The 24397-nt window shown below is 61.1% G+C and carries 22 protein-coding genes and 1 pseudogene; 10 read left to right on the forward strand and 13 right to left on the reverse strand.

Annotation, left to right across the window (positions count from 1 at the left end):
- Positions 1 to 108: 108 nt before the first annotated feature.
- The 4 genes from rfbC to ACH2CW_RS00810 are packed head-to-tail and all read right to left on the reverse strand — an operon-like array spanning position 109 to position 3558.
- A complete protein-coding gene (rfbC, locus tag ACH2CW_RS00795; protein ID WP_395054855.1) occupies positions 109 to 669 on the reverse strand; it encodes a dTDP-4-dehydrorhamnose 3,5-epimerase in 561 nt (186 codons plus the stop codon).
- Complete coding sequence (gene rfbA / locus ACH2CW_RS00800) at positions 666 to 1553, reverse strand: glucose-1-phosphate thymidylyltransferase RfbA (RefSeq protein WP_395054857.1); 888 nt, start codon at positions 1551 to 1553, stop codon at positions 666 to 668. Before rfbA ends, rfbC begins: the two co-directional genes overlap by 4 nt.
- Before the next feature lie 4 nt (positions 1554 to 1557).
- Positions 1558 to 2637: a dTDP-glucose 4,6-dehydratase gene (gene rfbB / locus ACH2CW_RS00805; RefSeq protein WP_395054859.1), complete on the reverse strand. Its 1080-nt coding sequence runs from the start codon at positions 2635 to 2637 to the stop codon at positions 1558 to 1560.
- 21 nt (positions 2638 to 2658) lie between these two features.
- Entirely contained in the window at positions 2659 to 3558 is a 900-nt protein-coding gene (locus tag ACH2CW_RS00810; RefSeq protein ID WP_395054861.1) for a hypothetical protein, read from the reverse strand.
- A gap of 233 nt (positions 3559 to 3791) precedes the next feature.
- Between ACH2CW_RS00810 and ACH2CW_RS00815 the strand changes: the two are divergent.
- A pseudogene (locus ACH2CW_RS00815) lies at positions 3792 to 3893 on the forward strand (IS3 family transposase); the annotation flags it as partial.
- 155 nt (positions 3894 to 4048) lie between these two features.
- Here ACH2CW_RS00815 and rfbD read toward each other — a convergent pair.
- The gene (rfbD, locus tag ACH2CW_RS00820; RefSeq protein WP_395054863.1) at positions 4049 to 4951 is read right to left on the reverse strand and encodes a dTDP-4-dehydrorhamnose reductase; all 903 of its coding nucleotides are present in this window, start codon (positions 4949 to 4951) and stop codon (positions 4049 to 4051) included.
- 298 nt (positions 4952 to 5249) lie between these two features.
- On the opposite strand from rfbD, the gene ACH2CW_RS00825 reads away from it, so the two are divergent.
- A complete protein-coding gene (locus tag ACH2CW_RS00825; protein ID WP_395054865.1) occupies positions 5250 to 5600 on the forward strand; it encodes an H-NS family nucleoid-associated regulatory protein in 351 nt (116 codons plus the stop codon).
- 28 nt (positions 5601 to 5628) lie between these two features.
- Here ACH2CW_RS00825 and ACH2CW_RS00830 read toward each other — a convergent pair whose 3' ends face one another.
- The gene (locus ACH2CW_RS00830) at positions 5629 to 7626 is read right to left on the reverse strand and encodes an SDR family oxidoreductase (RefSeq protein WP_395054867.1); all 1998 of its coding nucleotides are present in this window, start codon (positions 7624 to 7626) and stop codon (positions 5629 to 5631) included.
- A gap of 194 nt (positions 7627 to 7820) precedes the next feature.
- Between ACH2CW_RS00830 and ACH2CW_RS00835 the strand changes: the two genes are divergently transcribed.
- The 4 genes from ACH2CW_RS00835 (at position 7821) to ACH2CW_RS00850 (ending at position 11275) form a co-directional block, all read left to right on the forward strand.
- Positions 7821 to 8327, forward strand: coding sequence for a phasin family protein (locus ACH2CW_RS00835; protein ID WP_395054869.1), 507 nt, complete (start codon positions 7821 to 7823; stop codon positions 8325 to 8327).
- Between the two features lie 117 nt (positions 8328 to 8444).
- Complete coding sequence (locus tag ACH2CW_RS00840; RefSeq protein ID WP_395054871.1) at positions 8445 to 9776, forward strand: patatin-like phospholipase family protein; 1332 nt, start codon at positions 8445 to 8447, stop codon at positions 9774 to 9776.
- A gap of 27 nt (positions 9777 to 9803) precedes the next feature.
- Entirely contained in the window at positions 9804 to 10463 is a 660-nt protein-coding gene (locus ACH2CW_RS00845; RefSeq protein ID WP_395054873.1) for a TetR/AcrR family transcriptional regulator, read from the forward strand.
- A gap of 38 nt (positions 10464 to 10501) precedes the next feature.
- Entirely contained in the window at positions 10502 to 11275 is a 774-nt protein-coding gene (locus ACH2CW_RS00850; protein ID WP_395054875.1) for a hypothetical protein, read from the forward strand.
- 74 nt (positions 11276 to 11349) lie between these two features.
- Here ACH2CW_RS00850 and ACH2CW_RS00855 read toward each other — a convergent pair whose 3' ends face one another.
- From ACH2CW_RS00855 to ACH2CW_RS00885, 7 genes are all read right to left on the reverse strand, one after another.
- Positions 11350 to 12447 (reverse strand): M14 family metallopeptidase, encoded by a 1098-nt coding sequence (locus ACH2CW_RS00855; protein ID WP_395054877.1) that lies wholly within the window; start codon positions 12445 to 12447, stop codon positions 11350 to 11352.
- Positions 12444 to 13640 (reverse strand): M20 aminoacylase family protein, encoded by a 1197-nt coding sequence (locus ACH2CW_RS00860; protein ID WP_395054879.1) that lies wholly within the window; start codon positions 13638 to 13640, stop codon positions 12444 to 12446. The genes ACH2CW_RS00855 and ACH2CW_RS00860 overlap by 4 nt, the downstream gene beginning before the upstream one ends.
- 17 nt (positions 13641 to 13657) lie before the next feature.
- Positions 13658 to 14341 (reverse strand): HAD-IB family hydrolase, encoded by a 684-nt coding sequence (locus tag ACH2CW_RS00865; protein ID WP_395054881.1) that lies wholly within the window; start codon positions 14339 to 14341, stop codon positions 13658 to 13660.
- Complete coding sequence (locus ACH2CW_RS00870; protein ID WP_395054883.1) at positions 14329 to 15870, reverse strand: ArnT family glycosyltransferase; 1542 nt, start codon at positions 15868 to 15870, stop codon at positions 14329 to 14331. Before ACH2CW_RS00870 ends, ACH2CW_RS00865 begins: the two co-directional genes overlap by 13 nt.
- A gap of 10 nt (positions 15871 to 15880) precedes the next feature.
- Entirely contained in the window at positions 15881 to 16813 is a 933-nt protein-coding gene (locus ACH2CW_RS00875) for a YbhN family protein (protein WP_395054885.1), read from the reverse strand.
- Complete coding sequence (locus ACH2CW_RS00880; protein ID WP_395054887.1) at positions 16810 to 17727, reverse strand: decaprenyl-phosphate phosphoribosyltransferase; 918 nt, start codon at positions 17725 to 17727, stop codon at positions 16810 to 16812. Before ACH2CW_RS00880 ends, ACH2CW_RS00875 begins: the two co-directional genes overlap by 4 nt.
- A gap of 283 nt (positions 17728 to 18010) precedes the next feature.
- Positions 18011 to 19141, reverse strand: coding sequence for an ABC transporter substrate-binding protein (locus tag ACH2CW_RS00885; RefSeq protein ID WP_395054889.1), 1131 nt, complete (start codon positions 19139 to 19141; stop codon positions 18011 to 18013).
- A 102-nt stretch (positions 19142 to 19243) separates the two neighbouring features.
- Between ACH2CW_RS00885 and ACH2CW_RS00890 the strand changes: the two genes are divergently transcribed.
- The 4 genes from ACH2CW_RS00890 to ACH2CW_RS00905 all read left to right on the forward strand — a co-directional run bounded on the left by ACH2CW_RS00890 (position 19244) and on the right by ACH2CW_RS00905 (position 23962).
- A complete protein-coding gene (locus tag ACH2CW_RS00890) occupies positions 19244 to 21307 on the forward strand; it encodes a molybdopterin-dependent oxidoreductase (RefSeq protein ID WP_395054891.1) in 2064 nt (687 codons plus the stop codon).
- 74 nt (positions 21308 to 21381) lie between these two features.
- A complete protein-coding gene (locus tag ACH2CW_RS00895; RefSeq protein WP_395054899.1) occupies positions 21382 to 22392 on the forward strand; it encodes an aminopeptidase in 1011 nt (336 codons plus the stop codon).
- Between the two features lie 23 nt (positions 22393 to 22415).
- Positions 22416 to 22760, forward strand: a complete 345-nt coding sequence (locus tag ACH2CW_RS00900; protein ID WP_395054893.1) for a polyhydroxyalkanoic acid system family protein — start codon at positions 22416 to 22418, stop codon at positions 22758 to 22760.
- Entirely contained in the window at positions 22757 to 23962 is a 1206-nt protein-coding gene (locus ACH2CW_RS00905; protein ID WP_395054895.1) for a CaiB/BaiF CoA transferase family protein, read from the forward strand. Before ACH2CW_RS00900 ends, ACH2CW_RS00905 begins: the two co-directional genes overlap by 4 nt.
- Positions 23963 to 24397: the final 435 nt, after the last annotated feature.

Genomic DNA, 24397 nt, shown 5'->3' on the forward strand with positions numbered 1-24397 from the left:
CCCCCGCTCTAGTTGGGCCTTCGACTGAGCTGAAAAAGCCGAACATTAAGCGTCTTGACCAGTGGACTACCTGATCGCTAGTGGCTTGCGCCAAGAGACAGAAGATCTCTAATATGGGTCCCTATCAAACACTTCAGCTTCTGCAAAACTTCTGGCCGCGGCGTCTTTGGCAGACAGTGACGGCCGTCCGTCTTGGATGGGCCATCTAATAGCCAAATCAGGATCGTTCCAGTTAATGCAGCGCTCGTATTCGGGCGCGTAATAGTCGGTAGTTTTATAAAGAAAGTCAGCTGAATCACTTAGGACCACAAAACCATGCGCAAACCCAGACGGCACCCACAGCTGTTTGCAGTTGTCCTCGCTAAGTTCAACCCCCGCCCACCTCCCAAACGTGGAAGAACCCTTGCGAATATCCACCGCTACATCAAACACTGCGCCTCGCACCACGCGCACCAGCTTGCCCTGGGGTTGGCACACTTGGTAGTGCAGACCGCGCAATACGCCTTTAGCGCTACGACTATGGTTATCCTGCACGAAGTTCAAATTCAGGCCAGTAGCGTGGTTGAAGGCCTTCTGATTAAAGCTTTCAAAGAAAGAACCACGCGCATCGCCGAACACTTTGGGCTCGATGATCAACACTTCGGGTATGGCCGTAGGGGTGACCTTCATGACTGGGCACCCTCCTTCAGCAAACGCAACAAGTATTTGCCATAGCCGTTCTTCGCCAGTGGCTGAGCCAGTGTTTCGAGCTGCTCTGCGTTGATGAAGCCGTTGCGCCAGGCGATTTCTTCCGGACACGCGATCTTTAGCCCTTGGCGGTGCTCTAGAGTGGCGATGAATTGACCGGCGTCAAGCAGGCTGTCATGGGTGCCAGTATCAAGCCACGCATAGCCGCGCTGCATGATCTGCACATTGAGTTGCCCCAGGTCAAGATAAGCCTGATTCACGGCCGTAATTTCCAACTCGCCTCGGGCGCTGGGCTCAACCGCTTTTGCGATATCCACCACTTGATTGTCGTAAAAGTACAGGCCGGTGACGGCGTAGTTACTTTTAGGCTGGGCGGGCTTTTCTTCAATGCTGCTGGCTTTTCCGTACTGGTCGAAGGCGACGACGCCGTAGCGCTCGGGGTCTTGTACGTGATAGGCGAACACGGTGGCGCCGCAGGTCCGCGCATCGGCGTCAGCCAGCAGCGGTGCAAAGTCGTGACCGTGAAAGATGTTGTCGCCCAACACCAGGGCGCAGGAGGCACTTCCTACGAACCGCTCGCCAATGATGAAAGCCTGCGCCAGCCCGTCCGGGCTGACCTGCACCGCATATTGGAGGTTCATACCCCACTTGCTGCCGTCGCCCAGCAATTGCTCAAACCGTGGTGTGTCTTGCGGGGTGCTAATGATCAGGACTTCGCGTACTCCCGCCAGCATAAGGGTACTGAGCGGGTAATAAATCATGGGCTTGTCGTACACCGGCAGCAGTTGCTTGCTGATGGCCAAGGTCGCCGGATGGAGACGACTACCGGAACCTCCGGCGAGAATGATGCCTTTGCGCTGGGTCATGTTTTTATCCTTGGGTCGCATCCACCAAATCGTACTGCCTGCTCACCCAATCGCGATAGGCACCACTTTGCACATTCGCCACCCAGTCCGGGTTGGCCAAGTACCACTTCACAGTTTTACGGATCCCGGACTCAAACGTCTCCGCCGGTCTCCAGCCCAGCTCGCTTTCCAATTTACTAGCGTCGATGGCGTAGCGTCTGTCGTGGCCAGGACGGTCTTTGACGGTTGTGATTTGTTCTTTGTAGGGTTTGCCATCTGCCTTGGGGCGCAGTTCGTCTAGCAAAGCGCAAACAGTGTGGACAATTTCGATGTTGGGTTTTTCGTTCCAGCCGCCCACGTTGTAAACCTCCCCCACCCGCCCCGCCTCCAATACACGACGGATTGCGCTGCAATGGTCTTTCACGTACAGCCAATCGCGCACCTGCAGTCCGTCGCCATACACTGGTAGAGATTTTCCAGCGAGGGCATTAACGATCATGAGCGGAATGAGCTTCTCGGGGAAGTGATACGGTCCGTAGTTATTGCTGCAGTTGGTAGTAAGAACAGGCAGACCATAGGTATGGTGATAGGCGCGCACCAAGTGGTCGCTGGCGGCTTTACTGGCCGAATATGGGCTATTGGGTTCGTACCGGTGGGTTTCACCAAAGGCCGGCTCGCCGGCGGTCAGGGAACCGTAGACCTCGTCTGTTGAAACATGCAAAAAGCGGAAACCTTTTTTGACGTTACCCTCAAGATGACTCCAGAAGGCGCGCGCAACCTCCAGAAGACGGAAGGTCCCGACGATGTTGGTTTGGATGAAGTCTTCAGGACTGTGGATGGAACGGTCCACGTGGGATTCAGCGGCGAAATTGACGATGGCGCGTGGCTGATGCTTTGCCAATACGCTTTTCACCAGTTCAGCATCGCCGATATCGCCCTTTACGAAAGTATGTCGCGCATCCCCTCGCAGGCCAGCCAGAGTTTCAAGGTTGCCAGCGTACGTGAGCTTATCCAGGTTAACAATGGACTCATCTGACTGGGCCAGCCAATCGAGTGCAAAATTACTGCCTATAAAGCCCGCGCCGCCGGTGATAAGAATAGTCATGGGTTTGGTACCAACTCGGCTTTAGCCCCCTAGATAACCTGATTTTTTCAGGCCAAGCGCGCGTTGAATGCGTGCCAACTTTCCAGCCGCCTCGGCGTCTGATGCCATATTGCGTAACCCTTGTCGAATGAATACGTATAGCAATAAAATCAACCCCGTCGCTAGCGTGGCGCCTATGGCCTGCATCGCCTTTTTGGGGTGACTGGCCTTTTCCGGTAAGGTGGGCGGCTGGACGAGTTGGGACTCACTAAGGCCTTCGAGTTTGGCCTCCAATTCGCTGATTTGGGCCTGGGCGGCGGCCGATGCGGCTAGCAGCTCAGCATAGCCGCGCACTTGGTCGGCGCCGTTCCCAGAAGACGACTCCATGCCCTTAAGCATACCGATTGCGGCGTTTTGAGCATTTTTAAGGCGCCCTTGCGCTTCTGCCAACTGCGTTTCAAGCCTTGCCCGCGAGGTCCCCTTCGGACTGCTGCGCAGGTAGCTTTGTTCGAGTACCGCGTTACCGATCGCCTGAGCCTGCTTAGGCGTAGAGGCAGAGACCGTGAGCGTAAGCAACTTGTCGTTGCGGCCTACTGTCACCTTGATCTGTTCCCGCAGCATACGGCGGGCCTCGTCGACTGATTCGACTTTGACCAGCCCTAACTTAGCGCCAACCGGGTCGAGTACAGCGGCGGTCGTCATCAGACTGGCAGCGGCTGAGTCTGCTTGGAGCACGGCCACGCTCTCAAAGGATTGGGGTTGCAGGTATCCAATGCCGAGAGCGATTATTCCCACGAGCAAAGGTCCGGCGACGAGCAACCTTGCGTTTTCTGCCAATGTCACCAATATATCGAGGACGCTAACATTCTGCTCAAGCTGCGTGCTTGGGCTGTCGGGGCTTGAAGTTTTGTCCATAAATTCGCTATTTTCAATGCTATCCATCTAAATGTTTATTCTACTTGGCTGGCACTTTCTCAATGAATAGTGTGGGCCAAGGCGCAGGGGCGCTGTGGAACTCTGGGAAATAGAGCTCCGAGCTGCTGCCGGTTTTGCAGCCACCTTGTTGAGGTGCAAATGAAACTGGAGGTAGCAGATGGTTGCGAAAAGGAAATTCAGCAGGGAGTCCAAGCTTGAGGCGGTGAGGATGGCCAAGGACCGTTGGGTGGCGCTGATGCTCGGATGTGTTTGACTACATCGCGCGGTTCTACAACCCGACGCGCAGGCATTCGACGCTGGGCTATGTCAGTCCGATAAATTTTGAAAAAGAGCTTAGATTGATGTCCACGGAACCGGCAGCAGCCCATCCCCCGGCAGTCATGCGCGCACAGCGTCACGAGGCACCCCGATCACAACGATGCGTCATCGGCGGGGTTATCAGCTAATCGCCTCGGACTTGCTGGGAACAATGACGCGAGTAACTACCTGTCCAAAGTCACAGAGTTTCAGCCAGCATGCGATTCACCCCTAACTCCCAAGGGGGCATGGTCAAGCCGAAGGTAGCTTGCAGACGATCGGTGTTCAGACGAGAGTTGAGCGGGCGTCGAGCAAGCGTGGGGAAAGCGCTGGTGGGTACAGGAACCACGTTCTTTGCCGCTATTTCAATAGCATTTACCCCTCTCTCTGCTTGGCGGATTACGTGATTTGCATACCCGTGCCAAGTCGTTTGTCCGCTAGCTGCTAAATGATAAATCCCGGCATCTTGGGGACGCTGGCGCACCGGAGACATGACCTGGCGGACGGCGTGAGTGGTTACATCTGCCAGCAACTCGGCCCCGGTGGGGGCGCCGACCTGATCGTCAATCACGGTAAGTCGTTCGCGCTCTTGGGCTAAGCGAAGCATGGTTTTAGCGAAATTGCCACCGCGAGTGGAGTAAACCCAACTGGTACGGAAAATCAGCTGATTGCTACAGTTTTCTACTATTCGCTGCTCTCCCTCCAATTTAGTGTGGCCGTAGACGTTGAGCGGGGCAGGGACATCAGTTTCAGCCCAAGGCCCGGTGCCACTGCCGTCAAACACGTAGTCGGTGGAATAGTGCACCAGCCAGGCGCCCAACTTTTGAGCTTCCAGCGCCAGCAAACCGGGAGCGCTCGCGTTGACAACGCGAGCTAGCTCGGGCTCACTTTCTGCTTTGTCCACCGCAGTATAGGCAGCAGCATTAACGATGAGATCAGGGCGCAGTATTTGCACGGTTTGGGCCAGACCCCTTAGGTTGGTAAGGTCACCACAAAAGTCCTGGCTGTGGCGATCTAATGCAATCAGCTCACCCAAGGGCGCCAAGCTGCGTTGCAACTCCCACCCTACTTGCCCATTTTTTCCAAGGAGAAGAATTTTCATATGTAACACGGGGAGCATAGATCCCGGTAAAGTTTGGCTCAATATTTCGAAAAAGCGACTCATTGCACGCCTGCTATCGGCACCACTACTCTTCCTACGGAAAATTAATGTCGCCATCAATCGCTAATTATTCTTACTCCAAGGACATATACCTCCTTACCTATTCTCCGCATGTCCCGCTTATCTTATTTATATCGCTAGAATAGCTTTTCAACTCAACAAATTAATCGAATTCGAATACTCTCTTAATATCAATGCATTCTGATATTCTTCAAAGATTCATTAAGGCTATCTCATCATGTCCACTCTAGATGAACTACAACAGCAAATCAATCAAGCCGAGGCCGAAGTCAATAAACTTCGAAAGAAACTGGCTGAACAGAAGAATAGTGAGCGTACGCAAGCCATAGCCTCCGCAAAAGAGTTAATTACACTGCATCAACTCACAGTTGCTGATTTAGGCCTAGTCGAAAAAAAAGCAGCGCCACGAAAGGGACCGCGTGTATCTGGTGAAAAACATACAAAAGTTGCGCCTAAATACCAAGATCCAACCAGTGGTAAAACTTGGACTGGACGCGGAAAAACTCCTGCCTGGCTCGCAGCCTATCTAACATCCGGCCATGTTAAGCAGGATTATCTGATTAAATAAATTCTCTATTGGAGAAATAGAGCATCGCTCAAAAATGAATCCCGCGCATCATCTGCTGCAAGGCCACGGCCTCAGGCGACAAGGTCTGTTTGACCGGCTTGTCCCCCGGCTTCGCACCCTTGGCCGCTGACGAATCAGGGAACATGCGGAAGCTGGTGTTCATGGCAATCTGCGCCACCCGGGGCAGCAGCGCATGCAGCACCTGGCCGGCAATGCCCAGGCGCGTGGCGATGCGCACCGATTTGAAGATGCAGGCCTGGGCCACCAGGTCGGCAGCCTCTTCCGGGCTCAGCGTCGGCACATTGTTGTAGAGGTTGGTGGGCGCAATCATCGGTGTGCGCACCAGCGGCATGTTGATGGTGGTGAAGGTGATGCCCTGGTCGGCGAACTCGCTGGACGCGCAGCGTGTCCAGGCGTCCAGCGCAGACTTGGACGCGACATAGGCGGAAAAGCGCGGTGCATTGGTCAACACGCCGATGGAGCTGATATTCACCACATGGCCCTTGCGTTTGGCCACCATGCCGGGCAAAAAACCCATGGTGACGCGCAGGCAACCGAAATAATTGAGCTGCATGGTGCGCTCGAAATCGTGGAAGCGGTCGTAGCTGGCCTCGATCGCACGGCGGATCGAGCGGCCTGCGTTGTTGATGAGGAAGTCCACGCTTCCGTGATTGGCAATCAGCGTCTGCACAAAGCGGTCGCAATCGGCCATGTCGGCAATGTCGGCCGGGTAGGCAATGAAGTGGTAGCCCTTGGCTGTGGCCTCCTTGCAGGCCTCGTCCAGCTTGTCCTGGTCGCGGCCGCAGATGATGGTGATCGCGCCAGCTTCGGCAAATTTATGCGCCGCCGCCAGGCCGATGCCAGAAGATCCGCCGGTGATGAGCACCACCTTGCCGCCCACCGTGCCGCGCAGCGAGCGGTCGATATGCAGGTCCGGGTCCAGATGTCGCTCCCAATAGTCCCAGACACGCCAAGCGTAGTCCTTCAGGTTGGGGCACTCCACACCGGACCCCTTGAGTGCAGCCAGCGTTTCACGGCAGTCGAAACGGGTCGGGTAGTTGACAAAGGTCAACATGTCCTCGGGCAAGCCCAGGTCGGCCATGACGGCGTTGCGCACGCGCCGGACCGGCGCCAGTGCCATCAGGCTTTTCTTGACGCCGCGCGGAATGAAACCCAGCAGGGCAGCATTGACGAACAGATTCATCTTCGGCGCATGGGCAGCGCGGCTGAAAATGTCGAGCACATCGCCGACGCGGTAGCCCACCGGGTCCACGAGGTGAAAACACTTCTTGGCAATGCTGGTCTTGTGGCTGATGACATCCAGCGCATCGACCACAAAATCGACCGGTACGATGTTGATGCGGCCGCCTTCCAGCCCCACCGCCGGCATCCACGGCGGCAGCAACTGGCGCATGCGCTGAATCAGCTTGAAGAAGTAGTACGGCCCGTCGATCTTGTCCATCTCGCCGGTCGTGCTGTCGCCCACCACCATCGCGGGCCTGAACACCGTCCACGGCACCTTGCACTCCTTACGAACAATTTTTTCGCTCTCATGCTTGGTCATGAAGTAAGGGTGCTCGTAGTTTTCGGCTTCCTCGAACATGTCTTCCCGGAACACACCTTCATACAGGCCGGCCGCAGCAATCGAGCTGACGTGGTGAAAGTGTCCGGCGTCGATGGCTTTCGCAAATTCAACCGTATGGCGCGTGCCTTCCACATTGACGGCGATCTGACTTTCCTCGTCGGCACTCAGGTCGTACACCGCGGCGAGGTGGTGAAAGTGATCGATCTGACCCTTGAGCTTTTTGATGTCCTCGGCTGAGACGCCCAGCTTTTTGGCCGTCAAGTCGCCGTGCACGGGAACTGCCCTGGCCGCACTCACACCCCAGTAAGCGCGCAGCGCTTCCACTTTGCCGGCACTTTCCTTGCGGATCAGGAAATGCACGACGGCTCCCTTGCGCTCAAGAAGCTTTTTAACCAGGCGCTTGCCGATGAAGCCCGTGGCTCCCGTGACGAAATACTGCATTGTGTTCTCCGCTAGGTAACTCTGATCTAAGGATTCTTGCGCAAGCCCCGTCACTCACTGGTCAGCAGAAACCCGCGCACATCCAGCTTCTAGGAGCCCTCACCTAAACCTGGTCACCCAACTGGGCTTATATTTTGTCCCTATGCTGCTCCACCCTGCGGCGTCCAACCATACCCCACCATCAGGAGTCCACCATGGTCAAAAAACTGCAAAAAATGAGCGCCGATAAAAAGTCCGCTCCACAACTGTCTGGCGCCGTCAAGGAGTCTGCCCAACAGATCTGGCTCGCCGGCCTGGGTGCCTTCTCCAAGGCTCAGGAAGAAGGCGGCAAAGTGTTCGAGACCCTGGTCAAGGAAGGCCTGTCCATCCAGCGCAAGACCCAGGCTGTTGCCGAAGAAAAAATCTCCACCGCCACCAACAAGATGGCTACCATGGCGACCGACATCACCTCCAAGGCCGGCCACCAGTGGGACAAGCTCGAAACCATTTTTGAAGAACGTGTCGCCAAGGCCCTGAACAAGCTGGGCGTGCCCTCCGCCAAGGATGTGGATGCCCTGATCGCGCGCATTGACGAACTCAACAAAAACGTGCAGAAGATGGCCAGCAAGCCGGCCGCCAAGGCTGCGCCCCGTGCCGCCGCGAAATCCGCTGCCGCCAAACCCGCCGCCAAAAAACGTGCACCGGCACGCAAGTCCGCCTGAGATTTGCTTCACATCAAAAAGGACGCTTGACGTCCTTTTTTTATGTCCGCTTGTCCAGGAACACATTGCTGCAAAGCAGCAAATTCCCGCATAACTCGCGCCTACACTTCCCATGCCATGACTCCTGCCCAGCGTTCAGCAAAAAGCCGCCCCGACAGCCGGGTAAAAAGGGCCACCCGCCCGGACTCAGGAGCGCGTATCGCTCTAGCTTTGGCAGGCGGTGGTCCCTTGGGCGCGATCTATGAGATCGGGGCCCTCTGCGCACTCGACGAATCGCTGCAAGGCCTGTCCTTCACCAAACTGCATCACTACGTGGGTGTTTCGGCCGGCGGGTTCATCGCCGCCGGCCTGGCCAATGGCATGACACCGCGCGAGTTGTGCGCCGCATTCATCGAAAACGACCACCATGCCTCTGAGGTCTTCGATCCGGCCTGGCTGCTGATGCCTGCGTATGGCGAATTCCTGCGCCGTAGCATCATGCTGCCGGGCCTTGCCGCCTCGGCCCTGTGGCGCGCGACATTCGGCCGGAAGTCCCTGCTGCATGCGCTCGAAACTCTGGGTCCGGCCCTGCCAACAGGCATCTTCTCCAATGAGGAAGTAGACCGCCGCCTGGGCGCCCTGTTTTCCAGAAATGGCCGCACCAACGACTTCCGTCAACTCGCCACGCGTCTCACGCTGGTCGCGACCAACCTCGACAGTGGCGAAGCCGCGCCATTTGGCCAACCCGGCTGGGACCACGTCCCGATCTCAAAAGCGGTGCAGGCCAGTTCGGCTCTGCCGGGGTTGTTTCCGCCGGTTGAAATCGACAACAGCTACTACGTGGACGGCGCACTCAAGAAAACCCTGCACGCCGGCGTGGCCATGGATGGCGGTATCGACCTGATGATCTGCCTGAACCCGCTGGTGCCGTTTGATGCGACGCAGGCGCCGGAGCTGTCGATGGCGCAGCGCGTGATGCGGCGCGGCCTGCCCAGACAGAAGCAGACTATTCCGCGCATCGTGGACGGTGGCTTGCCGGCGGTGCTGAGCCAGACCTTCCGCTCCATGATCCATTCGCGTCTGGAGCTCGGCATGAAGCATTACGAACACGCCTATCCCGATACCGACATCGTGCTGATCGAGCCTGATCATCGCGACGCAGAAATGTTTCTGGCCAACACCTTCAGCTATGGCCAGCGCCGCCAACTCGCCGAACACGCCTACCAGAAGACCCGCGAGATGCTGCGCTCGCGCAAGACCAGCCTCTCGGCCAAACTGGCGCGACACGGGGTGTCGCTCAACCTGGCGGTACTGGAAGACACCCGCCGCCACCTGGTCAGCCCCGCTGCCGCGCCGACCCGTCTGGGTCGGGCGATCCGCTCACTGGAGGAAGTCATGGAAGATGTGAGCCACGCCCTGGGGCCGGCCCACTCGACTTCCCTAGTTCCAGGACCCGCGTCCGTGCGTTAGAGTAGAAAAAAATACGAGGTAGCCACCATGGCGAAAAAAGCGCCGCGCCGAACTGCTGAACGCATCCTGGAAGTGACGCTTGATCTGTTCAACCGTTTCGGCGAACCCAATGTCTCGACCACGCTGATCTCCGCTGAACTCGGGATCAGCCCTGGCAACCTCTACTACCACTACCCCGCCAAGGACGAGCTGATCAACTCGCTGTTCGACCGCTACGAGCGGGCCCTGAGCGAGTTGCTCAATGCCAGCGACAGCGTTCGCGACGTCGAGGACGCCTGGTTTTTCATGCACTCGCTGTTTGAGCTGATCTGGCAATACCGCTTTCTGTACCGCGACCTCAATGACCTGCTCAGCAAAAATCGCCGGCTGGAAACCCATTTCCAGTGGATCCTGAAAAACAAGACGCGCTCCGTCAAGGCCATGCTCGACAGCATGAGCCGGGCCAATGCCGTCAGCATCGATTCCCGCGAAGTCGAGCCCACGGCCACCAGCATGGTGGTGGTGCTGACCTACTGGCTGAGTTTTGAGTACGTGCGCGACCCGCGCAAGGCGCTGGAGCCTGAAAATGCGCAGGCCGCGCTGCTGCGGGGCGCCCACCATGTGCTCAATCTGCTGATCCCCTACCTCGAGCAAGGCCAGCGCATGCACCTGCAGGCCCTGGTCGGCGCCTACACCACCCCAGCCTGATCCATCGTCAACAATCAATAATATTCAAGGAGACAAACATGGCCAAATGGACCGCCTTCCCCCATGCCGGCGACTACGCCTTCGATGCGACCAGCCTCAAAAAGAGCTGGGCCCGCCTGCACCAGGGCGACTGCGAACCGCTGCCCAAAGAGGCTGCGGTGTTGCAGGCCTGGGTGCTGTTTCACAACGGCGAGTTCCAGAAGGCGGCTGAGGCCGGCCTAAAGGCCGGTGGCGCAGGCCTGACCGTCGCAAACAAGGCCACCAGCATTTACGCCAACTACCTGGAGACCAAGGAGAAAGCCAAGCTGGATCTGTTCATGGAAGTGGCCGGGCGGGCCGAAGCCCAGCAGGCGGCGGATCCCAAGAATCCCAACGCCTGGTACTGGCAGGCTTATGCACTTGGCCGGTACGGTCAGGGCATCAGCGTCGCCAAGGCGCTGGCCCAGGGCCTGGGCACCAAGGTCAAGAACGCCCTGGAGCAGGCCATCAAGCTTTCCCCCAAACATGCCGACGCGCACATCGCGCTGGCGGCGTTTCATGCCGAGGTGATCGACAAGGTCGGCTCGCTGATAGGCGGCATGACCTACGGTGCCAAGAAAGACCAGGGCCTGGCGCTGTTCAGGGAAGCCTTGAAGCTCAACCCAAGCTCGGCGATCGCCATGATCGAGTACGCCAACGGCATGGTCATGCTTGAAGGCGACAAGAAAATGAAGGAAGCCACCAAGCTGTACGAACAGGCCGCTGCCAGCCAGCCGCTTGATGCGATGGAGCGCCTGGATGTGGAGATGGCCAAGGCCGAGCTGGAAGACTAGACCCAAAAAGGCCTTGACGCTATGCTTTTTATAGCTACCAGCGCCCACCAGTCATGGGCTAGAGCCAAAAAAAGCTAAGAACTCAGCCCATCCACCGCCTGGAACAGCGACTGCCGCGCCTGCGTGAGTACCTGCTGCTTCCAGTCGTCGGTGCTGACGTAAAACGCATCCATCATTTGCTGCTTGATCTGCGCGGCCAGCGCGGCAGGCGCCTCGGGGTGCAGATTGAGCCAGTGCTCGGCACGCAGCGCCTGCATCATCTCAAACGGCGGCAGGGTGCCGTATTCCATCGCAATGCCGGTGTACTCGGCATCCGGGCATTCCTCGTAAATCGAGTTCCACATCAGGCCGGTCAAAAAGGCCGAGCTCGACGAGCCGTCATAAATCGAGGTCACCGGCGTCTTGCCGCCGTTGTCCCACCAGACGCGCGCGCGGGCCAGCGCCTCCTTGTCGTCGCGGCAGGCGCAGATGCGCTCGCCAACCCCGCTGGGGCCCAGGCCGGTGTGGATGTCGATCCAGGCCACGCGGCGTGCAAAACGCGCATGGGTCTGCAGCACCTGGCGCAGGGTCTGGTTGCTCCAGGTCGGCGCAGTGCCACCGAAGAACAGGCCCTTGTCGAACTCATGCTGGCCGCGTGTGATGGCCGCCTGGTAGGCATCCATGCCGCGCTCCTGGATGTAGCGGTCTGTGGCAGCAACATTGGCGGCGGTCGGCGGCCACACCTCGGGCAGCAGCAGGGGCTGGATCTCCCGGTAGGCCTCATTGACCGGCAGCGGCTGTGAAAAATCGTGGAAGTTGCGGTTCAGATCCACGTTTTCATGGGTGGTGCGCCGGATGTGCGAAAAACCATAGGGATTGAGCGCATGGATGTAGAGCACCGCCACACCTTGCGCGCTGGCCTTGGTGCGCCATTCGGCGTCGCGCAAAGCCGTGATCTGTACCCCCGAGCCGCAGTAACCCTCCACACCATGGCAAGCGCTGCTGACGATCAGCAGGGCACGTGCATCGGCCGGGCCGTCCCGCACCACATCCATGGCCAACACCTCACCATCGCGTCCCGCTTCTGGATGCAAATGCGTGTCCACCGTCAATTCGGCGGCAGCGGCAGCTTCGAGGAATTTGGTGCGGGCTTCGGCGTAACTTGCAGAAAATGCGTCAATCACACCGCTCATGCGGCGTCCCTGGTCAGCCAGCTCTCGGCCAGCCGCACCCAGAAGGTCGCTCCCAGCGGGATCAGGTCGTCGTTGAAGTCGTAACTCGGGTTATGCAGCATGCAGGGACCGCCGCCGTGGCCGATCTCGCGGTGCGCGCCGTCGCCGTTGGCAATAAAAACGTAGCAGCCAGGCTTGGCCTGCAGCATGTAGGAAAAATCTTCTGCGCCCATGGTCGGCTCCTGGGCAATCACATTGGCCTCACCGACGATTTCCGCCATGACCTTGCGCGCAAATTCGGTTTCTTTGGCGTGGTTGATGGTCGGCGGGTAGTTGCGCACAAACGCGAATTCACACTCGGCGTCATGGGCTGCGCAGATATGCTCGGCAACCTGCTGCATGCGCTTTTCGATCATGTCCAGCACTTCCAGCGTGAAGGTACGCACGGTGCCCTGCAACTCGCAGCTGTCCGGGATCACGTTGGTGGCCTCGCCGGCATGAATCATGGTGACCGAAATCACACCCGCATCCACCGGCTTCTTGTTGCGGCTGATGATGGTCTGGAAAGCCTGCACCATCTGGCAGGCCACCGGCACCGGGTCAATCCCGTTGTGCGGCAACGCCGCATGGCCGCCCTTGCCGCGAATCGTGATCTTGAATTCGTTGCTCGAAGCCATCACCGGCCCGGTGCTGGCGGCAAACTTGCCGACCTGTGTGCCCGGCCAGTTGTGCATGCCGAACACCGCGTCCATCGGAAATTTTTCGAACAGGCCGTCCTTGATCATCTCGCGCGCGCCTCCCCCACCCTCCTCGGCCGGCTGGAAAATCAGATACACCGTGCCGTCGAAGTTGCGGTTCTTCGCAAAGTGCTGACCGGCCGCCAGCAGCATGGCGGTATGGCCGTCGTGGCCACACGCGTGCATCTTGCCGGCGGTTTTGCTGGCATGGTCGAAGGTGTTGAACTCCTGCATGGGCAGTGCGTCCATGTCGGCGCGCAGGCCGATCGCGCGAGCCGATGTGCCGTTCTTGATGATGCCAACCACACCGGTGGTCCCCATGCCGCGGTGGATGGGGATGCCCCACTCCGTGAGTTTTTGCGCCACCACATCGGCGGTGCGCACTTCTTCAAAACACAGCTCGGGGTGGGCGTGGATGTCGCGGCGCACGGCCGCAATGCCTGCGGCCTGGGTGACGATGGAGTCGATGATTTTCATGAGAAACCTCTGGATGGTCAGGCCCGTGGCGCGTTCGGGTGGTCGGACGGCTTGCGGACCCAGGGTTGGCCTTGGTAGTTGGCATAGTCTGCCAGATTTAGCAGGGGCACGTCACCGCTGGAGTCACCGTAGGCATGTAGGACGATGGGCTTTTGCAGACCACGCGCCGCCAGCCAGGCCTGCAGCCGCCGCACTTTCTGCTCGCCATGGCAATTGGGTGTAGCCAGACGCCCCGTGAGCGCGCCATGGTGGCTCTCCAGCTCGGTGCAGATCACTGCGTCCATACCCAGCACGCGGCCGACTTCGTGCAAATAAATACCCGGCGAGGCACTCACGATCACACAACAATGACCGAGTTGCTGGTGCTGGCGCAAACGCGCCAGCATGTCGGGCTGCCACTGTACGGGCAAATAGTGGCCCACAAAAACGGCTGTCCATTGCGCCATCTCCGCCTCGGTACGTCCTTTGAAGCTGACCTGCAGCAGCCGGGCCTTGGCGCGGTGGTTGCTCATCAGCCGCAGCGCAAACGCAGCCAGCCAGGGCCCGCTGAGCAGCAGTGCCGACAAAAAACGAGGCCAGCCGAGCCCGCGCCACAAATAGGGCAGCAGGGTGTCGCGGCGGGTCAGCGTGCCATCAAAATCAAAGGCGGCCACTTCCACGGGTGCAGCGCTGCGCTCAGGCGGCGCGCCTACCGCTGGCATCGCACCTGGCCGCACAGGCGCTCGCAGAATGGGCAGCCGGTCATGGGCAGCCAGGCCGGAATGTTGTAGTAGCGCTGGTAAATCGTGGCCAGCACACCGTCCCGGTAAGCAGCGTATTTGAAGCCCCGGCCCTCGACCGCGTAAAAAGGCACGTCGTCTTGCGTGAAGCTGAGCACCTGCACGCTGTCGAAGTAAGGCCTGTACTCATCAAGCTGCGGCGCATCTATGCGCACGATACGCACGGTTTTTCCCTGGTACAGCGAAAAATCCACCAGCATGTCGTCCTGCCGCGCATGAAAGTTGCCTGGGCCAAACACCGGCACATACTTGCGCAGCGTGTGGCCATAAATCGAAGCCGGCGTGTAGGCGCTGGCCATCAGCACCACGCCGGGCGCGTTGACCTGCGCCAGCATCTCGTTGGTCTTGTAGCTGCGGATGATCCGGGGGTAGAGCTTGCTGCCCTTCCAGTCGTCCAGCGACGTCGCGTAGAGCCCGACCACCGCCATCACATGCAGACCGGCAAACAGCGCCATGCCCAGCGCGCAGGACCTGAGCTTGTCCTTCGGCAAAGCCAGGGCCAGCAGCGCAAAACCAAAGGGATAAAAGGACAGCACCCAGTGCAGTCCGACCACCTTCTTCAGGGACAACAGCGCAAAAAACAGCAGCGGAACCAGCACCAGGCAGGCCAGCAGACGCTGCTGCCGCGAGATGGCAGCCAGCGCGCTGCGCTGCCGCCAGGCCAGCCAGACCGCCGCCGGCGTGATGAGGTAGGCCAGCATCGCCAGGTAGAGGAAGGGCTTGCTCCAGGCGAAGGCCTCGCCCTGATTGCGGTTGTAGACGTTGAACATGATGTTCGACCAGCCGTGCGACATGTTGTAAGCGATGTTGATCGCAGGCCCCGGCAGCGCGCACAGCACCAGCAGCACAAACGCCGGCCAGCGCTCGCGCCGGTACAGCGCGAAATACACCAGGTAGCTCAGGCCCAGAACCACCGAGAAATATTTGGACAAAAACGCGCAGCCCAACGCCAGGCCGGCCAGTGCGTACAGGATCCAGGCGCTGCGGTCCAGACGCTCGCGCCGCTCGGCGCGGATCACCAGCGCCACCGACAGCACGGACCAGAAAATCAGCGGCGTATCGGTGGTGATCAGGACGTTGAGCCAATTCAGCGGCGCCAGCCAGAAAAACAGCACGGCCCAGGCTGCGCGCTCCCGGCCCAGCGGGCCCAAGGCCCAGCCGACCAGCCCGCCGAGCGCCAACGGCAGCAGCACCACCGGCAGGCGGATGGCCCAGAGCGTGTCGCCCAGCGTCGCACGCATCAACGCGATCAGCCAGCCAACCATGGGCGGGTGGTCGTAGTAACCCCAGTCCGGGTAGACACCCCACCAGTAAAAAAAGGCCTCGTCGCCGGTGATCGGGAAGGTCGCGGCGATCCACAGCCGCAGCGCCAGCGACAGCAGGCCGGCGGCGACCAGCCAGCAGCCGGTCACGGAAACAGAAGCGGCCGCAGCCTTCAGGCGTGAATACATGGGAAGAGGTCTAGTTGAAACTGATGTCTTTGCGAATGGCGGCACTATAGACCAGTGCCAGCGCACCGATGGCGACTGCCAGCCAGAGTGTGACCAGCCGCACCTGCACCGTGATGCCCAGCGCCAGGCCCGCAGTCGCGCCGTGGGCCACCAGCAAGGCGGTCAGAATCGCCTCCATGCCGCCGAGTCCGGCCGGCAACAGCGACACAGCGCCGCCCACCATGGCAACCGCATAAAACCCGGTGGCCTCCAGCGCAGTCAAGGACAGGCCAGCCTCGCGGCACAGCAGCCAGACCGCCACGCCCTGCGCCGCCCAGGCGACCAGGCTCAGGGCCAACCACTGCAGCGGCCGTGTGGCCAGGCAGGTCCAGGCCTCGCGCAGCCAGACAAAACGCAGCAACAGCCTGTTGCGAAATCTGAACAGCAGCGCGGAAACAGCACATGTGGCCAGCACAGCCAACCCTGCCAGACCCAGGACCATTTGCGGCCCGGCCAGGCCCGCCAACCACCAGGCCACTGGCAGGCAGAGGAGCAACAGGCTCAACAGGTCGGCCAGGCGCTCGGCGCCAAAAATCGCCAGGCTTTGTGTGGCGCTCAGGGGATGGCGCGCCAGCAGCAGGCCGCGCGCCGCCTCGCCAACATTGCCTGGCGTCGGCGTAAAGGTGTAGCCGGCCAGGTACAGCCTCAGCGCCTTCAGGCGTGGCAAGGGCCGGTCGTAATGCGCCATCCACAGGTGCCAGCGCAAGCCACGCAGCAGGTAATTGAGCAGGCACAGGGCGATGGCTTGCACCCCGGCCAGCGATCCCAGGGCTTGCAGCGGGGCCAGCGGGCTGCTGCCTCCGAACACGGCGAGCACCACGGCATACACCGTGGCAGCCGCGCCGATCACCAGCAGCAAAGGTTTGAGCGGCAGACGGCCCGCCGGCCGGCCGGGCAGACTCAAAAGCGGTGCCCCAGAAACACCATCAGCCAGGCCGCCAGCGCCAGCAGGATCCACGGGTCGCGCAGCAGGTCGCGCGAGACATCCTCGCCGCGGCCACGGTGCACCTGGTAGGCATAACGCAGCAGTGCAAACACCACAATCGGCACCGTGTAAAGCAGGCGGTCGCCATGCTGTCTCTGGGCATCGGCACTGGCGGCAAACAGGCCGTAGGTCATCAGTGAAGCCGTCATGGTGACCGCCATGAAGATGTCCAGCAAGGCCGGCGGGTAATGTTCGAGCACCGCGCGCTGGTCGGCCTCATCATGAAAACTTTCTGCCTTGCGTTTGGAAAACCCGAGGAACAGCGCCACAAACAGGCCGGCCAGCAGCAGCCAGCGCGAGGGCGGGATTCCGACGGCCAGCGTGCCGGCCAGCAGCCGCAACATGAAACCCGAGGCGATGATGGTCACGTCGACCACCGGCACATGTTTGAGGCGCCAGGAGTAGGCCAGGTTCAGCGCGACATACATGCCCAGCAGCACCAGCAGCTTGGTGTTGCCGGCGGCCAGAGCCAAACCCAGCGCCAGCAACACCGCCGCCAGTCCCAGCGCGGCGCCCGGCTGCACCGCGCCACTGGCCAGCGGCCGATGGCGCTTGACCGGGTGCCGGGCATCGGCGGCACGGTCATGCCAGTCGTTGAGGATGTAGACCAGGCTCGAAAAGCAGCAGAAAGCGGCGAAGGCGTTGAGCACCGTCAGCGCCAGCGGGCCGTTGTTCCAGGCCTCGCTGAACATCAGCCCGGCAAACACAAAGGCGTTCTTGAGCCATTGGTGGGGGCGCATCAGGGTGACAAGGCTGAGCAACAGGCGCATGGGCGGATGGGGGCAGTCGGATGAATGCCGGCGCATGGGGCACGGCCGGTCGGCATCAAGCATAACTGACACCGACGGCTGCGATCACGCAACCGTCGGGTCACGCCAGAGATAGGCAGTCACTTCCTGAATGGCTGTACTTCATGAACAAAAGGGCTCCCAGCCCATACGCCATCTCCGCAACCAGCTATTAAAACAATAGCGCTGGGGCGCCACCCCACGCGCGTGCTGACCGCTCAGGTGCGCAGGCGTCCGTCGGCGGTCAGCATTGGGCGGTTCGACAAAGCTGGAAGCCACATGGTCGGTAGGGGGGAAACTCACTGCGGACGCCCTGTTCGCGCACCCTCTATTCGCGCACCCGCCCCTGCGAATCAATCACGCTGAGTTCCACCAGCCGGGAAGCGACCCGGTCGGTGGTGAAATGCACGCGAAAACCGCCCACACTGACCTCGTCGAGCCCCTCGATGGCCTTTTTGAGCTTGGCCCTGGTCAGGTCTTTGGAGGCGCGACGCAAGGCTTCCACATAAACGCGGGCGGCAATGTAGCCCTCAAGCATGTAGACATTGACCTTGCCCAGCTTGGCTTCAGCCAGGTCAGCCTGCAACTCGCGGATCAGGGCCAGTTTCGGGTTGTCGCTCTTGGGCACCACACGCACCACCACCACCCCGGCGCCTGCGGGGCCGAGTTGTTCGGCCAGCAGACTTTCACCGGTGTTGGAAAAGCCGTAAATCGGCCCGCGAAAACCCTTGGCGCGCAGGTCGCGCACCGCGCCGGCGGCGCCCGAAGCGTCGCTGATCATGAGCACCGACTCCGGTCGGGCGGCCAGGGCCGTGTCCACGCTGTTGGCCTGGCTGCCGCTGCTCATGGCGGCCTTGCGGACCAGGTTGGCGCCCAGGCCGGCCATGGTTCTTTCCGCAGCGTCCAGCGCCGCCAGCGATTCGCCGTCGGTCGCGTGAAGGATGGCGAATTTGCGCGCGCCCAGGGTTTCGGCATGTTTGGTGATGGCCGCCGCCTCTTCCGAATAACCGGGACGCAGCGAGTAGATGTTGGGGTAGAGCTGGCCGCGAAACTCGTCAGCCGCCGCCATGGGCGCAAACAGCAACACCTCGGTGTCCTTGATCAGGGGGTAGGCCGCAGTCACCTCGGGCGAGCCGTAAAAACCGAACAGTGAGAACACGCCCTGTCCAAGCAGCGCCTTGGTATTTGCCACTGTCGTGGCCGGATTTCCGCGATCATCCACCGTCACCAGCTCGATCTTGCGGCCGTTGATGCCTCCGGCGGCATTGACCCGGTCGAAAAACAGCCTGGCGCCCTGGTGGAAAGGCAAGGCGAGCGAAGAACCCGCACCGGTAAGGGCCAGGGACTGCCCCAGCACAATGCTGGTTTTGCTCAGACCATCCTGACTGCGCCCTGCGGAGCTTGCCAGCACCAGAGCCGCAAGCAGCAGGGTCTGCCCCAGACTCTGAAATGTTCTCATAATGGTCTCCGGTTTTGTTCTATGGAGGCGATCGCCTCCTTTCAAAAACTATAGTCCGCATCAAAAATGAATACCATCGGCATCTCCCCTAGCGTCAGTTTGATGAAAGCTTCGACCCAGGTGCGCGGCGCCTGCCCGCACGACTGCCCGGACACCTGCTCATTGATCACCACGGTGGAGGGTGGCGTGGCGACGCGGGTCCAGGGCAACCCGGACCACCCGCAGACCGCCGGCGTGTTGTGCACCAAGGTCTCGCGCTACACCGAGCGCAGCTACCACCCCGAACGCATCCTGCAGCCGCTCAAACGCGTGGGCCCCAAGGGCGCGGGCCGCTTCGAGCCGGTCAGCTGGGACGGCGCGCTTGACGCGATCACGACCCGCCTGAAAGAGATCGCTGCACGCAACCCCGAGGCCATCGCGCCCTACAGCTACGCCGGCACCATGGGCCTGGTACAGGCCGAAGGCATGGCCGCGCGTTTTTTCAACAAGCTCGGTGCCTCGCTGCTGGAGCGCACCATCTGTTCGGCGGCCGGCGGCGAGGCCTTGATGCAGACCCTGGGCGGCAAGGTCGGCATGAAGGTCGAGTATTTTGCAGAGTCAAAACTGATCGTGATCTGGGGCAGCAACTCGATTGCCAGCAACCTGCATTTCTGGCGCCATGTGCAGGAAGCCAAACGAAACGGCGCGCGCATCGTCTGCATTGACCCGCGCAAGACCGAAACCGCCGACAAATGCCATGAACACATCGCGCTGCGGCCCGGTACCGACGCCGCGCTGGCGCTGGCACTGATACACGAGCTGATCGTCCATGACTGGCTGGACCATGACTACATCGCCCGGCACACCGTCGGCTGGGAACAATTGAAGGCGCGCGCGCTGCTCTGGCCGCCGGCACGCGCCGCCGCCGTCTGCGGCGTGCCGGTGGCGCAGATCATTGCCCTGGCCCGCGACTACGGCACGACAACACCGGCAGCCATCCGCCTGAACTACGGCATGCAGCGGGTGCGCGGCGGCGGCAATGCCGCGCGCGCCATCGCCTGTCTGCCTGCGCTCACCGGCGCCTGGCGGCAGCGCGCCGGCGGCCTGCTGCTGTCGAGCTCGGGCATGTTCCCGATCAACAAGGCGGCCGTGCAGCGCCCCGACCTGCTGGCCGGGCGCTGGCCGCGCACACTCAACATGATCACCATCGGCGACGACCTGCTGCGCGATAGCTCGCAAAGCTTCGGCCCGAAGATCGAGGCGCTGATCGTCTACAACAGCAACCCGGTGGCGGTGGCGCCTGAATCCGGCAAGGTGGTGCAGGGTTTTGAGCGCGAGGATTTGTTCACCGTGGTGCTGGAGCATTTCCAGACCGACACCGCCGACTATGCCGACTTCATCCTGCCGGCCACGACCCAGCTCGAACACTGGGACATTCACGCCTCTTACGGCCACACCGACGTGTTGCTGAACCGTCCGGCGATCGCGCCGGTGGGCCAGGCGCGGCCCAACAGCGCCATCTTCCGCGCGCTGGCAGCACGTATGGGTTTCACCGAGCCCTGTTTTCTGGACGACGACGAAACGCTGTGCCGCGCCGCTTTCAGCCACCCCGATGGCGACAAGGTAGATTTTCAGGAACTGCTGGACAAGGGTTTTGCCACCCTGCCGATGGCCGACGCGCCTTTTGCCGACGGGGCGTTTCCCACGCCTTCGGGCAAGTGCGAATTTTTCAGCGCGCGGCTCGCAGCGCAAGGTCTGGACGGCCTGCCCGACCACCTGGACAACCACGAGACTGCCGGCAGCGCCAGCGCGTTTCCGCTGGCCATGATTTCGCCGCCGGCGCGCAATTTCCTCAACTCGACCTTTGTCAACGTCAAAAGCCTGCGCGACATCGAAGGTGAACCGCTGCTCGAAATCCATGCCGACGACGCCGCCGCGCGCGGCATCCCCGACGGGGCCGTCGTGCGGGTCTTCAACCACCGCGGCAGTTACCGTTGCAAAGCCGAAATCTCGAAGCGCGCCCGGCCCGGCGTCGTCAACGGCCTGGGCGTCTGGTGGCGCAAGCTTGGGCTGGACGGCACCAACGTGAATCAGCTCACCAGCCAGCAGCTGACCGACCTCGGGCGCGGCCCGGTGTTTTACGACTGCCTGGTGGAAGTGCAACTAGACGAGGCGACTGCGCTCTAAACCCCGTGCGCTTCAAAAAACCCGCCCTTGCCATCCTCGCAGTTGCCGTGCTGGGCGTCTCCGGCTGCAGCACCATGGCTTATTACTGGCAGTCGGTCAGCGGCCACCTGGAATTGATGAACGCAGCGCGGCCGCTTCCCGAGTGGTTGCAGGACAGCCAGACACCGGAGAAACTCAGGACGCGGCTCGAACTCGCCCAGCGCATACGCCGCTTTGCGGTCAGCGAGCTGCACCTGCCCGACAACGCAAGTTACCAGCGTTATGCCGACCTGCAGCGCAAGGCGGTGGTCTGGAACGTCACGGCCGCGCCGGCGCTGTCGCTCAAGCCCGAGACCTGGTGTTTCCCGGTGGCCGGTTGTGTCGGCTACCGTGGCTACTTCGACGAGCAGGAAGCCCGCGCCGAAGCAGCGCGCCTGCAGGCCACCGGCCTGGACGTCCACGTTTACGGTGTCCCGGCCTATTCCACACTCGGCTGGATGAACTGGGCCGGCGGTGACCCGCTGCTGAGCACATTTGTCGGCTACCCGGAGGGCGACCTGGCACGGCTGATTTTTCATGAACTGGCGCACCAGGTGGTGTATGCGCAGGACGACACGCCGTTCAACGAGTCTTTCGCCACCGCCGTCGAGCGACTGGGTGTGGCGCGCTGGCTCGTGGCTTCCGGCTCGGACAAGGCGCGCACCGACTACGCCGCACTGGAACAGCAACGACTGCAGTTCCGCGCGCTGACGCGGGACACACGGCGTGCGCTGACTGCCATTTATGAGTCAAAGTCGCCCTCAGCCCATAACCGGCAAGCGCAACTAGCTATGAAAACCATAGCAATGGACAACTTCAGAACCAGCTATGCCGAGCTCAAAAAAACATGGACCCCACCGGCCGGCACCATCGAGGCGTATGACCGCTGGGTGGCGCAGGCCAACAACGCCTCGTTTGGCGCGCAGGCAGCCTACGACGACTTGGTGCCCGGTTTCGAAGCGCTGTTTGCACGCAGCGGTGGCAACTGGCCGGCGTTTTATGATGAGGTCCGGCAACTGGCCAGCTTGTCCAAGGACGAACGGCTGAAAAAGCTGGCGGTGCGCTAAAAGCAATTCACGGAGACACACACATGGCAGACATCCACATCGAACGTACACACAGCCTGGGCCTGCTGGAAGCCCGCAAGGTCGCCTTCCAATGGGCAGAAATGGCCGAGGAAAAGTTCGACATGGAATGCACCTACGAAGAAGGCGAAACCGCCGACCTGGTGAGCTTCACACGCTCCGGCGTCAGCGGCGAACTGAAGGTCACCGCCGACCTGCTGGAGCTGGACGCCAAGCTGGGCTTTCTGCTCGGCGCCTTCAAGGACAAGATCGAGGGTGAGATCGTCAAGAACCTCGACACCCTGCTGGCGAAAAAATCGGCCCCTGCCAAAAAAACGCCAGCCGCCAAAAAGAAACCTGCCGCCAAATGACGGCTGCGCCCCCGGCTGGCCCACTCGCGGGCCTGAAGGTGGTGGAGCTGGGCCAGCTCATCGCCGGGCCCTTTGCCGCCAAGACGCTGGCCGACTTCGGCGCCGATGTCATCAAGATTGAAGCGCCCCGCACCGGTGACCCGCTGCGCAAATGGCGCCTGCTCAAAGACGGGACCTCGGTCTGGTGGCAGGTGCAGTCGCGCAACAAACGCTCCGTGGCGCTGGACCTGCGCCAGCTTGAGGCGCAGGAGATTGTGCGCAAACTCGCACTGGACGCCGACGTGCTGATCGAAAACTTCCGGCCCGGCGCCATGGAAGGCTGGGGCTTGGGCCCCGACCAACTGCTCCAGCTGAACCCCAGGCTCATCATGCTGCGCATCAGCGGTTACGGCCAGACCGGCCCCTACCGCGACCGGCCCGGCTTCGGCGTGGTCGCCGAAGCCATGAGCGGCCTGCGCCACCTGACCGGCGAGCCCGGCCGCGTACCGGTGCGTGTGGGTGTGAGCATCGGCGACACCCTCGCCGCGTTACATGGCGTGATCGGCATCCTGCTGGCGCTGCAGCACCGCCATGCCTCAGGCAAGGGTCAAGTGGTGGATGTGGCGCTGTACGAAGCCGTCTTCAACTGCATGGAAAGCCTGTTGCCCGAATACAGCGCTTTCGGCGCGGTGCGCGGCCCGGCCGGCAGCGCCCTGCCCGGCATCGCACCCAGCAATGCCTATGCCTGCAAGGATGGCGGCTACGCACTGATCGCAGGCAATGGCGACAGCATTTTCAAACGCCTGATGTTGTGTATAGGCCGGCCCGACCTGGCAGCGGACCTCGCGTTGGCCAGCAATGATGGGCGCGTGCTCCGTGTGCAAGAGCTGGACGAGGCGATTGGCAAGTGGGCCGCCACGCTGGCGGTAGGGGAGGTGCTGGCCGCACTGGAGGCGGCGCAAGTACCCGCCGGAAAAATCTACACCGTCGCCGACATCGCCGACGACCCGCACTACGCCGCGCGCGGCATGTTGCAAACCGTGCAGATGGACGACGGCTCGGAACTCGCCGTGCCCGGTTTTATTCCCAAACTTTCAGCCACCCCCGGCAGCCAGCGGCGCAATGCGCCTGCGCTGGGGCAGGATACAGATGCGGTTCTTGAAGAACTCGGGCTGAGCGCTGCGCAGATCCGTGGGTTGCGGGACAAGGGCATCGTGGCTTGAGGGCGCACAAGCTTTGCGACTTGCTGGATAAGCAGTTTCAACTCCCCACTCCCCACTCCCACCCCCCCGCCGTTCCCTCGCCCCGCTGGGCGAGAGAAGGGAGCCTCATTTGGCCGCGTGCGCTGCGCTCGCGTGCACACATGACGGTCTGTTGGGAGTCCCGTACAGGAAGCGCTGCGCGCTTTCTGCACTCCGGAGGGGAGTTCGGTCCTGGTGTTGGATGTTGGTTTCCTGCTCCCTCCACCCGTCGGGCTGGGCCGAGGAGCGCAGGTCGAAGCGGATCAGGGATCGCGATTGTTTGAGGCGAAGCCGAGTTCGAGCGAGACGCCGCTTTGACCGAGCACCGGAGGTTGCCCCGAAGCGCAGCGCAGGGGACCCAGACCATCGGGTCGCCTTTCTTTTGGGTACTTTTCTTTGGCGACGCAAAGAAAAGTG

The organism is Polaromonas sp. (genome assembly GCF_043778355.1).
GTDB lineage: Bacteria > Pseudomonadota > Gammaproteobacteria > Burkholderiales > Burkholderiaceae_C > Polaromonas.

Coding starts and splice junctions, on each gene's coding strand:
- ACH2CW_RS00865 (WP_395054881.1), bottom strand. CDS start 14,341: ATGCCAGCGGTAGGCGCGCCGCCTGAGCGCAGCGCTGCACCCGTGGAA.
- ACH2CW_RS00880 (WP_395054887.1), bottom strand. CDS start 17,727: ATGCTTGATGCCGACCGGCCGTGCCCCATGCGCCGGCATTCATCCGAC.
- ACH2CW_RS00825 (WP_395054865.1), top strand. CDS start 5,250: ATGTCCACTCTAGATGAACTACAACAGCAAATCAATCAAGCCGAGGCC.
- ACH2CW_RS00855 (WP_395054877.1), bottom strand. CDS start 12,447: ATGAGCGGTGTGATTGACGCATTTTCTGCAAGTTACGCCGAAGCCCGC.
- rfbA (WP_395054857.1), bottom strand. CDS start 1,553: ATGACCCAGCGCAAAGGCATCATTCTCGCCGGAGGTTCCGGTAGTCGT.
- ACH2CW_RS00895 (WP_395054899.1), top strand. CDS start 21,382: ATGGCTTATTACTGGCAGTCGGTCAGCGGCCACCTGGAATTGATGAAC.
- ACH2CW_RS00890 (WP_395054891.1), top strand. CDS start 19,244: ATGAAAGCTTCGACCCAGGTGCGCGGCGCCTGCCCGCACGACTGCCCG.
- ACH2CW_RS00850 (WP_395054875.1), top strand. CDS start 10,502: ATGGCCAAATGGACCGCCTTCCCCCATGCCGGCGACTACGCCTTCGAT.
- ACH2CW_RS00840 (WP_395054871.1), top strand. CDS start 8,445: ATGACTCCTGCCCAGCGTTCAGCAAAAAGCCGCCCCGACAGCCGGGTA.
- ACH2CW_RS00885 (WP_395054889.1), bottom strand. CDS start 19,141: ATGAGAACATTTCAGAGTCTGGGGCAGACCCTGCTGCTTGCGGCTCTG.
- ACH2CW_RS00900 (WP_395054893.1), top strand. CDS start 22,416: ATGGCAGACATCCACATCGAACGTACACACAGCCTGGGCCTGCTGGAA.
- ACH2CW_RS00845 (WP_395054873.1), top strand. CDS start 9,804: ATGGCGAAAAAAGCGCCGCGCCGAACTGCTGAACGCATCCTGGAAGTG.
- ACH2CW_RS00905 (WP_395054895.1), top strand. CDS start 22,757: ATGACGGCTGCGCCCCCGGCTGGCCCACTCGCGGGCCTGAAGGTGGTG.
- ACH2CW_RS00830 (WP_395054867.1), bottom strand. CDS start 7,626: ATGCAGTATTTCGTCACGGGAGCCACGGGCTTCATCGGCAAGCGCCTG.
- ACH2CW_RS00835 (WP_395054869.1), top strand. CDS start 7,821: ATGGTCAAAAAACTGCAAAAAATGAGCGCCGATAAAAAGTCCGCTCCA.
- ACH2CW_RS00870 (WP_395054883.1), bottom strand. CDS start 15,870: ATGTATTCACGCCTGAAGGCTGCGGCCGCTTCTGTTTCCGTGACCGGC.
- ACH2CW_RS00810 (WP_395054861.1), bottom strand. CDS start 3,558: ATGGATAGCATTGAAAATAGCGAATTTATGGACAAAACTTCAAGCCCC.
- rfbD (WP_395054863.1), bottom strand. CDS start 4,951: ATGAAAATTCTTCTCCTTGGAAAAAATGGGCAAGTAGGGTGGGAGTTG.
- ACH2CW_RS00860 (WP_395054879.1), bottom strand. CDS start 13,640: ATGAAAATCATCGACTCCATCGTCACCCAGGCCGCAGGCATTGCGGCC.
- rfbC (WP_395054855.1), bottom strand. CDS start 669: ATGAAGGTCACCCCTACGGCCATACCCGAAGTGTTGATCATCGAGCCC.
- rfbB (WP_395054859.1), bottom strand. CDS start 2,637: ATGACTATTCTTATCACCGGCGGCGCGGGCTTTATAGGCAGTAATTTT.